The sequence below is a fragment of the Flavisolibacter ginsengisoli DSM 18119 genome (assembly GCF_900129295.1).
GTDB lineage: Bacteria > Bacteroidota > Bacteroidia > Chitinophagales > Chitinophagaceae > Flavisolibacter > Flavisolibacter ginsengisoli.
The window spans coordinates 427,990-440,220 of record NZ_FQUU01000001.1; the positions used below are offsets into that span (position 1 = coordinate 427,990).

At 40.4% G+C, this 12,231-nt stretch carries 12 protein-coding genes and 1 tRNA gene; 4 read left to right on the top strand and 9 right to left on the bottom strand.

Features of this window, described 5'->3' with window-relative positions; all coding sequences use genetic code 11:
* Nucleotides 1-14: 14 nt before the first annotated feature.
* From BUA53_RS01825 to BUA53_RS01840, 4 genes are all read right to left on the bottom strand, one after another.
* Nucleotides 15-1,127 carry a Re/Si-specific NAD(P)(+) transhydrogenase subunit alpha gene (locus BUA53_RS01825; RefSeq protein WP_072833523.1) on the bottom strand — a complete coding sequence of 371 codons (1,113 nt, stop codon included), beginning with the start codon at nucleotides 1,125-1,127 and terminating at the stop codon, nucleotides 15-17.
* Between the two features lie 129 nt (nucleotides 1,128-1,256).
* Nucleotides 1,257-2,054 (bottom strand): O-methyltransferase, encoded by a 798-nt coding sequence (locus BUA53_RS01830; RefSeq protein WP_072833524.1) that lies wholly within the window; start codon nucleotides 2,052-2,054, stop codon nucleotides 1,257-1,259.
* Nucleotides 2,055-2,109: 55 nt separating this feature from the next.
* Nucleotides 2,110-2,646, bottom strand: a complete 537-nt coding sequence (locus tag BUA53_RS01835) for a dihydrofolate reductase (protein WP_175545995.1) — start codon at nucleotides 2,644-2,646, stop codon at nucleotides 2,110-2,112.
* Nucleotides 2,647-2,726: 80 nt separating this feature from the next.
* On the bottom strand, nucleotides 2,727-3,521 hold the full coding sequence (locus BUA53_RS01840) for a thymidylate synthase (protein WP_072833525.1): 795 nt from the start codon (nucleotides 3,519-3,521) through the stop codon (nucleotides 2,727-2,729).
* A 226-nt stretch (nucleotides 3,522-3,747) separates the two neighbouring features.
* Between BUA53_RS01840 and BUA53_RS01845 the strand changes: the two genes are divergently transcribed.
* Complete coding sequence (locus tag BUA53_RS01845) at nucleotides 3,748-4,788, top strand: MBL fold metallo-hydrolase (protein WP_245792991.1); 1,041 nt, start codon at nucleotides 3,748-3,750, stop codon at nucleotides 4,786-4,788.
* A gap of 387 nt (nucleotides 4,789-5,175) precedes the next feature.
* Here the strand turns inward: BUA53_RS01845 and BUA53_RS01850 are convergent, their stop codons facing one another.
* The 3 genes from BUA53_RS01850 to BUA53_RS01860 form a co-directional block, all read right to left on the bottom strand.
* Nucleotides 5,176-7,338, bottom strand: a complete 2,163-nt coding sequence (locus BUA53_RS01850) for a catalase (protein ID WP_072833527.1) — start codon at nucleotides 7,336-7,338, stop codon at nucleotides 5,176-5,178.
* A gap of 327 nt (nucleotides 7,339-7,665) precedes the next feature.
* Nucleotides 7,666-7,740, bottom strand: a tRNA-Val gene (locus BUA53_RS01855).
* Between the two features lie 78 nt (nucleotides 7,741-7,818).
* Nucleotides 7,819-9,066 carry a proline dehydrogenase family protein gene (locus tag BUA53_RS01860; protein ID WP_175545996.1) on the bottom strand — a complete coding sequence of 416 codons (1,248 nt, stop codon included), beginning with the start codon at nucleotides 9,064-9,066 and terminating at the stop codon, nucleotides 7,819-7,821.
* Nucleotides 9,067-9,218: 152 nt separating this feature from the next.
* Here BUA53_RS01860 and BUA53_RS01865 point away from each other — a divergent pair, with 152 nt between their 5' ends.
* Together BUA53_RS01865 and BUA53_RS01870 are read left to right on the top strand one after the other, a co-directional pair.
* Nucleotides 9,219-9,731, top strand: a complete 513-nt coding sequence (locus BUA53_RS01865) for an acyl-CoA thioesterase (RefSeq protein ID WP_072833615.1) — start codon at nucleotides 9,219-9,221, stop codon at nucleotides 9,729-9,731.
* A 6-nt stretch (nucleotides 9,732-9,737) separates the two neighbouring features.
* Entirely contained in the window at nucleotides 9,738-10,025 is a 288-nt protein-coding gene (locus tag BUA53_RS01870) for a DUF1330 domain-containing protein (protein WP_072833528.1), read from the top strand.
* Nucleotides 10,026-10,061: 36 nt separating this feature from the next.
* On the opposite strand, the gene BUA53_RS01875 is transcribed toward BUA53_RS01870, so the two are convergent.
* Together BUA53_RS01875 and BUA53_RS01880 are read right to left on the bottom strand one after the other, a co-directional pair.
* Nucleotides 10,062-10,535 carry a Dps family protein gene (locus tag BUA53_RS01875; protein WP_072833529.1) on the bottom strand — a complete coding sequence of 158 codons (474 nt, stop codon included), beginning with the start codon at nucleotides 10,533-10,535 and terminating at the stop codon, nucleotides 10,062-10,064.
* Nucleotides 10,536-10,591: 56 nt separating this feature from the next.
* The gene (locus BUA53_RS01880; RefSeq protein ID WP_072833530.1) at nucleotides 10,592-11,365 is read right to left on the bottom strand and encodes a lysophospholipid acyltransferase family protein; all 774 of its coding nucleotides are present in this window, start codon (nucleotides 11,363-11,365) and stop codon (nucleotides 10,592-10,594) included.
* A gap of 108 nt (nucleotides 11,366-11,473) precedes the next feature.
* On the opposite strand from BUA53_RS01880, the gene BUA53_RS01885 reads away from it, so the two are divergent.
* Entirely contained in the window at nucleotides 11,474-12,181 is a 708-nt protein-coding gene (locus BUA53_RS01885; protein WP_072833531.1) for an SIMPL domain-containing protein, read from the top strand.
* Nucleotides 12,182-12,231 lie beyond the last annotated feature (50 nt).

Consider the following 12,231-nt stretch of genomic DNA (forward strand, 5'->3'; position numbering starts at 1 on the left):
TGTAAAAATTATATTTAACTGATTAATTGTTTTACCCGGTCATGTACCACTTCACCGCCATGAGTTATACAACTGCCTTTCACCAGGTCATCTTCCCAATTCAATTGAAGTGCACCTTCCTTTGTTGTAAGCAGTTGCAAAAAATTAAGAATGTTCTTTCCATACAGTTTGCTGGCATCAGAAGACATAGTAGACGGTAGATTACCACTGCCAATGATCTGGACACCATTGTGAATGACAATCTCTCCATCCCGCGTAAATGGCGTATTACCGCCTGTAGCTGCGGCAATGTCTACGATCACCGAACCGTTGCGCATATTATTGATCATTGCTTCGGTAATCAGTACAGGCGCCTTTTTACCTGGTATCTGGGCTGTGGTGATGACAATATCAGCCTTAGCTATGCTTTCAGATATCCTTTGTTGCTGCTTTTGCTTATACTCTTCTGTTTGTTCCACCGCGTATCCTCCTGCTTTCGAGGCATCTGCTGCACCTTCCACTTCCACAAACTTGGCACCCAGGCTCATTACTTCCTCTTTCACAGCAGGCCTTGTATCAAATACTTCTACTACTGCACCCAGTCTTTTAGCCGTTGCAATAGCCTGTAACCCTGCCACACCTGCTCCAAGTATCAAAACTTTAGCCGGCGTGATACTACCCGCCGCTGTCATGAACATGGGAAAATACCTTGGGTAGTTATTGGCAGCCACCAGCACAGCCTTATAGCCAGCTATATTGGCTTGCGAACTCAATACATCCATTGATTGCGCCCTGGTTGTTCTCGGCAACATGTCAAGGCTGAATACTGTTAACCCTTCCCCAGCCCATTTACTCATTTGTTCCTGGTGAAACAATGGTTGGTACATTCCTATCAATACTTTGCTGGATGGAATAGGTATAGATGGTTGATGTATACACAGTATCACTTCTGATGCAGCTACTACTGATTCTGCAGAACTAATAGTAGCTCCTGCTTTTTCATAATCACTATCAGAAGCCGAAGCCTTTGCCCCTGCACCTGATTCAACAACGATTGTATGCCCTTTTTTGATTAGTTGGCTTACACCCTCGGGCAGTAACGAAACCCGTGATTCCTGTTGTGGCTCTTTCAATATACCTGCAATCATGCGTTCAATTTATATCAAAAAATATTGTTCGTCCTATTAATGCCTTTCTTTTTTGTGTTTTGTTCTATGCTGTCTTCAAACCCTGTCGCCATTCCTATATTATTTAGATAAAGACCCATATCCATGTCATTAAAACCTTATTTTAAAATGCTGCTTTACTTTAAATTCTTTCCGGAAAAACACAAATCCAAGGAAGAATACATCGATCGTATATTGAACCGCTGGATGCTCTTTTATTTCACTCCACGCCCTTTCCATCTCTTTGCTCCAGTGGATATCATCAAAAACAAGAATGGATGCATCACTTGATTTATTCAGAAATTGGTTAAAGTAACGCATTGTAGGTTCATACCTGTGATTACCATCGATATATGCCAGGTCAATTATATTTTCATTTTTCAAAATGCCGGGTAATACTTTGTCAAAATCTCCCTGCAATGACTGGATATTATGTATTCCTAATTTTTTAAAGTTAGCCCTTGCTTTGGTTGTAATAGCCGTGCTGCCTTCTATTGTAATAATTTGCGCCGCCGGGCAGGCATAAGATAAATAAGCCGTGGTGAGCCCCAGGCATGTTCCCAGTTCTACTATCGTTTGCGGCTGGTAATGTTTGGCCACGCGGTACAAAAGCCTTGCATATTTCTTAGGCTTAAGAGCAGTGTACGCAAGTTGGGTAACAGTCTTTGTTTTTGCAGCACTCATTCTCGAACCCGCACCCAGGTCCTCAACTTCCAATAGCTCATGGTCTTTTTGCAATTCATTACGCAGGTCTTCTATAGCACCCGGCGGGTTATAATTTTTACCATTATTCAATACATTTAAAATGAAGTCAAAAACAAAAGGAGAATGCATACCATGCCCTTTACTATTGGATGCAGTCAGGTAATAATGCAGGTACTTTTTGGCTAATTCAAATGATGAATACAACGGTTGATTTATATAGTTTACAATAGCGTTCTTTAAAATACTTCGCTAGCTTTTCTTAGCTATGCTTCCTTTCCCAAACCTGGAAGGTATGAGACCATGCATTTTTTTCATCCGCATGGCAGAAACGATTATGGGTCAATACCCAATCATTTGCATCTAGCGCCGGGAAATAAACATCACCTTCAAACTGGTGATGCACTCTTGTCAGGTATATCCTTTGTGCTTTATCAAAAGATGAATTAAAGATCTCAGCACCACCTATTACAAATATTTCCTTTGCTCCATATTCTTTTGCCTTTGCTATGGCTTCTTTGGTAGAATGTACCATGTCCACATCCGGATGCTTCCATTCCTTATTCCTGGTTATGACAATACTTTTCCTTCCTTGTAATGGCTTTCCTATAGAATCAAAGGTTTTCCTTCCCATCAGGATGGGCATTCCCCAGGTTTGATTCTTAAAATATTTCAGATCATTAGGCAAATGCCATGGCAATTTGTTGTCCTTGCCTATCACATTGTTTTCATCAGCAGCCACTAACAGGCTTACAACAATATGGTCAATTCCAGCATCTGGTCCATTCTCTCTTTCCATTGGGTAAAGTTGGGCAAATTTAAAAAAGCAGCTACAGGAGTTTTATGATTAAAGTCCTAATCCAATTCAGGGAAATTATATTATACAGCTACCGGAGCTTTGATGGCAGGATGATATTGATAATTTTCCAGGGTAAAATCTTCATACCTGAAACTGAAAATATCTTTAACAGCCGGGTTAATTTTTAATACAGGTAAAGGATATGGCTTGCGGCTTAATTGCAGGTGCACCTGTTCCAGGTGGTTATTATAAATATGAACGTCACCAAAAGTATGAATGAAATCTCCTGGTTGCAGATCACAAGCCTGCGCCATCATCATGGTGAGAAGTGCATAAGAGGCAATATTAAACGGAACACCCAGGAAAACGTCTGCACTGCGCTGGTAAAGCTGGCAACTTAATTTACCCTCAGCCACATAAAATTGAAACAAAGCATGGCAGGGCATCAGGGCCATATCAGGAAGATCTGCCACATTCCAGGCACTGATGATCATTCTGCGGCTGTCTGGATTGGTTTTTATTTGCTTTATCACATCAGCCACCTGGTCTATCACCTGGCCGTGTGCACCCTCCCAACTTCTCCATTGTTTACCATAAACCGGACCCAAATCACCATGTTCATCAGCCCATTCATTCCAAATACTTACTCCATTTTCCTTTAGGTAAGCAATATTCGTTTCTCCCTTTAAAAACCACAATAGTTCATGTATTATGCTCTTAACGTGGAGTTTTTTGGTAGTAACAAGCGGAAAACCTTCCTGGAGATTAAAACGCATCTGGTAACCGAATGTGCTAATGGTACCCGTACCCGTACGGTCGTTTTTAGAAACTCCTTTATCTAGAATATGTTGAAGAAGGTCGAGATATTGCTGCATAAAACACCTTGAAAAATATGATTGATTGGGTGAAAATTAGCCATAGATAACATTAGCGCCAAATTCGTTTTAAACCTGGTTCCTGCAATGAGGAAAATATGTTAGAAACCATACGTAAATTGCCATTTCTGCACCCTTTATTTAAATTTCTTAATAGACTTATTATTTACCTATGTTGATCCTGGCCGTTTTTCTCCTGTTGTTATTTGTACTTATTTTCTTTTTCATGCAACAGCCAAAGTTTGGAAAGGCAGCTACAGGCAAAAGAAGGGAAAGAATGAATAATTCACCCAATTTCAAAAATGGCCAGTTTCAAAATCTTAACCCGACGCCTGCCTTAACAGAAGGAGCCAGTTATACTTCTGTTATGAAAGAATTCTTTTTTGATAAGAAAGAACAAAGAAAACCAGCCGGAATTCTTCCTTCCCGGAAAGAAGATATTTTCAAACTTGAAAAGGATTCAGATGTGATCATTTGGTTCGGACATTCCTCCTACTTCCTGCAGGTGGATGGCAGGAAATTCCTTGTTGACCCGGTGCTCAGTGGAAGTGCCTCTCCCATAGCATTTACCACCAGGTCTTTCCCTGGCAGCGATGTATATACCGTAGAAGACTTTCCGGCAATCGACTATTTGATCATCACCCATGATCATTGGGATCACCTGGACTATGATACTGTGGTCAAATTAAAGCCTAAAGTGAATAAAGTAATTACGGGCCTTGGCGTGGGTGCACACCTGGAGCATTGGGGTTATGATCCATCAAAGATCGTTGAGCTGGATTGGAATGAAGAAGATGTCCTTGAGCCTGGATTTTACATTAATAGTGCCCCCTCCCGGCATTTCTCAGGGCGCACTTTTAAAAGAAACACCACTCTTTGGAGCAGCTATATTTTAACCACCCCAAACAACAGAATTTATATCGGAGGCGATTCTGGCTACGATGACCATTTTAAAGACATTGGCCAGAAGTTCGGTCCCTTTGACCTGGTAATTTTAGAAAATGGTCAATATGATAAAAACTGGAAATATATCCATATGCTTCCTGAGGAAGTAGTAAAAGCCGCAGAAGATCTAAAAGCCAAACGATTATTACCTGTACACTGGTCCAAATTTGCCCTGGGCAATCATGCCTGGAATGAACCCATTACAAGGGTAACCCGGGAAGCCACTGCAAGGAACATGGAGCTGCTGCATCCCTTTATAGGCGAACCTATTTACTTTAAACAGCCTTTTAAGGGCCAAAGGTGGTGGGAATCAATTGCTTAATAATGGCAATACTGCATTCTAAGACAACTTAAAAATTGTTTTAAAGGGGTTTCCAAAACATCTAATAATATACGCAGGCCCATTCTTCTCCCTATCTACTATATACTAACCCCCTATCTCCTGTATAGGAACAGTATAGATACTGCGTGATGATCACGCAGTATCTATACTTCAGATAGCTAGTTGATAGGGCGAAGCTATACAGTTGCCACGGCACAGGTACATCCCAAATGAAGTATTGACAGGCTATAGAAAGCTGAATAACCTGGTAATGCCAAGATGGCTTTCACCAATTGAACTATACATAAATGAAATTGTGAGGTTTGTGCAGGGGAATATTGTGGAAATAGAGGTGCCCCCTCGAGGAGGGCGATACCTCTTATTAGATCAGGCTGGTACTTTAGACATCATTTCTCTTTCCCAGAAACGGTGTTGTGCCACGGCAGCTATAAAGTTTTTAATATTTCCATTGTTGATAACACCACTTGCCGATAGATCTTTACTCATATCACTTCCCAGCTTTCGGGGGATATAGGTATCCTCTAAAAAGGGCATGGCCTCCTTATCAGCGCCTATAGCCTTGCAATGGCGAAAAGCTTCATTAACAAAATGGACCGCATCTGGTTCCTCTCTTAATGCAGCTACGCTTTGAGCACCTCCTGGAATATAGACAGCATCAAACAAAACTGAAGCTGCGTTGAAAAATGTTCTATCAGGACTGAATGCTCCTCCTTTTGAACCCTTGACAGGAGAAAGCTTAGGGGCTACCAATTTCACCATGGCACCCTCAGCCGATAATTTATTTATAAGGTTTTTTAAAGAAGCTTCGTCTACCCCATCAGCTATCAGAACTGCAATTTGCCTGGAAGCAATGGTATTCTTTACAGTTTTGGCCATACTTAGGGCCTCCGACTTTTCTATTGACGATTTGCCTTTAATTGGTTGATATGCTTTAGGATTACCATCTGCAGGTATAGCTCCATTTTGAACAGGCATGGGCTTTTTGGGTGCCACTGCACCTATTTTGCCAGCTATATATTGAGCTAATCCCAGGTCAACATTTGAAAAATGATCTACAACCCTTTGCCTTATTTCCGGAATGTTTACCAACGATAATTCAAAACTAAAAGCGTCCTTAATATGCTGCTTTTCAACTTCTGACTGGCTATTATAAAAAAGAGTAGCCTGGCTGAAATGGTCTAAAAAGCTTTTGCTTCTACCTCTTATTTTGGAAGAATCAATTCTTTCCTGGAAGCTGGTAAATCCTCCTTCTGATGCCTTGGCTAAAAATGGACATCCGCCACCAACAGTATTTGGTGAATAGGCCGCCTTTCCTTTGTCTATTTGCTGGCGCATATGTCCTTCGCGCTGGTTATTAAATATGGTATTGACAGACCTGTTAATAGGTATCTCGTGAAAATTGGGACTGCCAAGCCTGGATAATTGGGTATCTGTATAGGAAAATAACCTTCCCTGCAATAAAGGATCATTTGTGAAGTCAATACCAGGCACAATATGGCCAGGATGGAAAGCAACTTGTTCTGTTTCAGCAAAGAAATTATCCGGGTTGCGATTCAATGTCATCCTGCCTACAATTTGCACAGGCACCAGCTCTTCAGGGATGATCTTGGTGGGATCTAACAAATCAAATTCAAATTTATGTTCATCTTTCTCCGGAACTATCTGAACGCCCAGGTCCCATTGAGGGAAAGCGCCATTTTCAATACTGTCCCAGAGGTCACGCCTATGGAAATCGGGATCCTTACCCGATATTTTTTGAGCTTCATCCCATGCCACTGAATGCACACCTAACAAAGGCTTCCAATGGAACTTTACAAAATGACTTTCCCCTTTTTCATTGATAAACCGGAAAGTATGGATTCCAAATCCTTCCATCATTCGCAAGCTCCTGGGAATAGCACGGTCGCTCATTGCCCACATGATCATATGCGAGCTTTCAGGCATTAATGAAACAAAATCCCAAAATGTATCATGCGCGGAAGCAGCCTGAGGTATCTCGTTATCCTGTTCCGGCTTTACAGAATGAATCAGGTCAGGAAACTTCATTGCATCCTGTATAAAGAAGATAGGAATGTTGTTACCTACCAGGTCATAATTGCCTTCAGTAGTATAAAACTTTACTGCAAAACCTCTCACATCACGAGCGAGATCTGTAGATCCCCGGGAACCAGCCACTGTAGAGAAACGGACAAAAACGGGGGTTTCACGGGCCGTGTCATTCAGGAATGCTGCCTTTGTGTATTTAGACAGGGATTTATTTAATTTAAACACCCCATGGGCAGCAGACCCCCTGGCGTGAACAATCCTTTCAGGAATACGTTCATGATCGAAATGGGTAATTTTTTCACGTAAAATAAAGTCTTCCAATAACGTTGGTCCGCGATCACCTGCCTTTAGTGAATTGTGATCATCATTGATCTTTAGTCCCTGGTCGGTAGTCATGAATTGATCGGTTCCGTCAGCCATGTTCCTGGAAAGGTCTTCAATCTTATTATTGACACTGCTTTTCTTACTGGTAGCTTTGGCCATAAGTATAATTTTAGTTGCGTTAAAAAATGTGTAGTGATCAGGAGTAAGGAAAAATAGAGGTAGGGAAGTATAAGAAAACATGCAATAATCAAACCACGAGGTTATACAAAATGAGACAGGTCAGCTGCTATAAAGAAGACTTATAAAGCGGAAGGTGTAAACCTGTTTTACTAATAATTATTTATGAGGAGCCGGTTGAAATTAAGCAGGAAGCAACGCTTGCAGAACAATTCAAATGAAGAACTTTGAAAGTGGTTTAGTGAAAAAAGATATAAACCTCTTACATCAATTGTCGAAAATCTTACCTGCTAACAATAGTATAATTTGTGGACTGTACTGGATTCGAACCAGTGACCCCTACTCTGTCAAAGTAATGCTCTAAACCAACTGAGCTAACAGTCCATAAGGGGCGGCAAAATACGAAATCTATAATTATGGTTGTAAGAATTGAAGAAGCGGCTTCATTCAATTTCTTTGTAATTACAAGCCTCTTCTTTTCAATTCCTTTTCTATCAGTCCAAGTTCCCTGCTTGTTTGACCACCAACAGAAGTATTTTCTTCTGCACGGCGCATCAGGTAAGGTACAACGTCTTTAATGGGCCCAAAAGGCAGGTATTTACTTACACTGAAGCCTGCTGCTGCCAGGTTATAGGTGATGTTGTCGCTCATACCATATAACTGGCTGAAGTGAACATGAGGATGATCATGAGAAATACCTTTTGTATCCATTAATTGCGTAGCCAGTAAATTACTCTGCTCGTTATGTGAGGCCACGATGACCCCTATACGATGGAGGTTTTCAATACAAAACCTGACTGCTTCGTTATAATCATTATCTGTAGATTGCTTGTCAGGCTGGATAGGTGAAGGATACCCTTTTTCCTGTGCCCTTTTGCGCTCTTTTTCCATATAGGCACCTCTTACCAGTTTCACAGCCAATAGGAAATCTCTTTCCTCTGCAGCTTTATAACATTGCTCCAGGAATTCCACCCTGTCATGACGGTATAATTGAAGTGTGTTATAGATGACGAGTTTCTCTTTGTTGAAACTATCCATCATTAACATGGTCAATGCATCCACAGGGTCTTGAATCCATGTTTCTTCTGCGTCAACTAAAAATCCAATATCAGCTTTATCCGCAGCTTTACAAATGAGGTCAAAGCGATCACAAACCCTCTGCCATTCAGCTCTCTCCTCATTGCTTAATTTAGCAAGGGCATCATTATACTTTTTAATAAGTGAATCTGTTGGGGAAACATGCATTAATGAATCCAATCTTTCAAGCAACCCGAAACGTGCGATCCCTGTTACCTTCACACTCATAAAGGGAACATTATCCTGCGTAGAGGCAAAGTTGATCACTCTTATAAATTCATCACGGGCATGGTCATAATTGGCCTCGCCTTCCTTTCCTTCCACCCCATAATCGAGTATTACCTGGACATGGTATTTTGCCATCTTTTCAATAGCCGGAATGGAGGCTTCCATTGTTTCGCCACCTACAAAATGCCTGAATATGGTTTTACGTATCAGCCCTTTTATAGGCAACCCCGCCTTTATGGCCCAGGGGGTCAACTTTGTACCGAGTTTTACTAACCATGGCTTACCCATTAATCCAAATAACCAATGACTTTGTTTAAGGTCATCGTTTGATAAATGTGCAAAAGCTATCTCCGTATTATCGAAGGACATGGAAGTTGACATGGGCTGTAATACTTTGGTATTCATGGCTTGCAAATCTAATAGTTTATAAAGTGAAATAAGTTAAGATATCATTACAATGATAAAAATCATAATGCCATTAAATGTTGACTTCAGAACCGGTTTTCATGATTTTTATCATAACCTGTCATACCCTTAGCTTTGCGCAAATTTCAAGTATGCAAAAGCGAACACCTGCAGATAGCATGACCATGATGACGGAAATAGTACTCCCCAATGATACCAATGTCTTTGGTAACCTTATGGGGGGCAGACTAATGTACTGGATGGACATTGCAGCAGCTATTGCTGCCCAACGTCATTGCAATGCCCCTGTGGTAACCGCCTCTGTTGATAATATTTCTTTTGAGAACCCTATAAAACTAGGTAACACCGTTCATATAGAAGCCAAAGTGAGCAGGGCTTTTCACACCTCAATGGAAGTGCATTTAAAAGTGTGGGGTGAAGATTTTACGCAGCAGTATAAGTATAAAAGCAATGAAGCTTATTATACTTTTGTTGCGCTTGACCCCAACAGGAAACCAAGGATAGTACCGGAACTGGTACCAGAAAGCGAAGAAGAGAAAAATCTTTTTGAAGGAGCTTTGCGCAGAAGGCAGGTACGATTGGTTCTGGGCGGTAAAATGAATCCTAATGATGCATCTGAACTAAAAGCTTTATTCTTTAAATAATCAAATATGCCAGCATATATCATTGTTGAAATTGAAATTCATGACCACGAAACTTACGAAGGCTATAAAAAATTAACCCTTGATACCTTAAAAAATTACCAGGGGAAATTTATTGTGAGAGGTGGCAAAACAGAAACCCTTGAGGGAGAATGGGCGCCAGAAAGAATTGTAGTGCTTGAGTTCCCAACTAAAGAAATGGCAAAATCATGGTGGGCATCTGAGGAATATGCACCTGCCAAAGCTATTCGTCAAAGTTCTTCGGCTACGAAGATGCTTTTGGTGGAAGGGATGTAAAGATGAAACGAAGCCAGTGGCAGCTTTTTAAACCAGTTATTTTAGATAAGCTGAATACATCCAGACAAGTTTCTCCTGTTCACGAATGTAATCGCTCATTAATGCACTGCTGCCTTCATCACCCGCTTCATCAGCCACACCGGCTATCTGACGCTGCAATGTGATCAGCGTACGAAATGAAACAACTATGTTTTGCATAGCGTCCGTGCCATTGGATACATTTTTGGCTTCAGGAATAGTTGCAGTATCTACATAATCAGAGAAAGTATGTAAAGGGGTGTACCCCAGGGTTAGAATACGTTCTGCCACTTCATCCACTTTCACTAACAGGTCATTGTATAATTCTTCAAATTTAGCGTGGAGCTCAAAAAATTTATCTCCGGTTATGTTCCAATGAAATCCACGTGCATTAATATAAAATAACTGGTAATTAGCTAATAAGATATTTAAACTGTCTGTAAGCTTTTTAGAATTTTCAGTATCAAGTCCTATCTGATTGTGATTTACCATAATAAAACTGTTTTATTTAAATAATTAAAATGCCGGGAAAAGAAGAGGTTAAAGGATCAGGCTACAGCTTCTTCTTTGGTTTTCCAGTGGTGTGGTCCCGTGAGCATATATTCTTTGCTTTGTTCGATGGCATCCATTACCTGCGCGAGGATTTGATCGGCTGGTGCTTCGTAATCAATTTGCAGTGGCTCTTTAAAATGTACAGAAAGCTGAACGCCTTTCTTTTTAAACTTCAGGCCCTTTTTGTCAAATGCCCTCCAGAAGCCTTGTATCACTACAGGGATGACAACAGGCCGGCAATGCTTAATGATGTAGGCTGTTCCCTTTCTGCCGGGAGCATATGGTTTGGTAGTTCCCTGCGGGAAAGTAATGACCCATGCATTATTTAAAGACCTTTCTATTTTGCGTGTATCAGAAGGATCTAACCCTCTTCTTGTTTCATTGCCATCCTTCTTCCAGGTACGCTTTACAGTCAATGCACCTCCAAGTGTAAATAACCGGCTGATCCAACTGCTTTTCATGGTTTCTTCAGCAGCTACATAATAAACGCTTGTAAAAGGATTCAGAAGATAAAAAGGAAGGCCAAGCCTGTTTCTTCTTCTCCACTTAACTGCACAAAATATATGCAGGAAGGTTATAACATCAGCAAAATAGGTTTGATGATTACTAACAAACAATACATTTTTCCTTGGCAGGTTCTCTATATGTTCAGTACCTGAAATTTTCAACTTGTTTACTATTGCCAGACCGGGATAGGAAAATACACCCACAATGGCATACACCACTTTTCTTACAAATTGGAATTCAGCTAACTTTTTCCAAATATTCATGCAGCAAGCAAATTTGATAGTTAAAGTTACATGTTTACGTAATGTTAATGGAGATGCAGATCTTATGTAAAATTAATGTCTACACCATCTATACAAAAAATTAGTGCCATGAAAAAAATGACTATTACCCTAATGATGCTGTTTAGCCTGGTGAATGTAAATGCGCAAAATGAGAAAAACTTATTTCCCCGAACCATTACAGTAACAGGAAGTGCTGAAATGGAAATAGTTCCCGATGAAATTTATGTTCAGGTGGACCTGAAAGAATATGATAAAAAAGGACAGGGAAAGGTAAGTATTGACCGAATTAAACAAGATTTCCTACGGTCTGTAAAAAGCCTGGGAATACCAGATACCCTGGTTAGTATAGCTGCATTTGATGCATTGAATAGTAATCCCTGGTTGAGAAAGAAACATAAAAAAGAGGAATTGTATGCAACTATTTCCTACCAGGTTAAGGTAAGCGACAGCAAACAACTGGATCAATTGGTTGACTTGCTTGATGATAATGCTACAGAAAACTTCTTTATTCAACGAACTGCCACTAGCAGAATGGAAGAGCTTCGCAAAAAGCTTAAAATTGACGCCATTAAAGCTGCAAAGGATAAAGCAGTTTATCTAGCTGAAGCTATCAATGAGAAACCAGGTGTTGCAGTAACTATCAATGAGCCTGTGGAATATTATACACCTTATATGTACAATATGAAAGCCTCAAATATGCAACTGGCCAACCAGGCACCAGAGGATGGTTCACCTGTATCATTTAAAAAGATAAAGATGAAATATGATGTAACAGTTGTTTTTCAACTTCTTTAATAAAACAGGTTCTTATTTCTTAATCGAACAGGCATAAAAAAAGTCCTCAA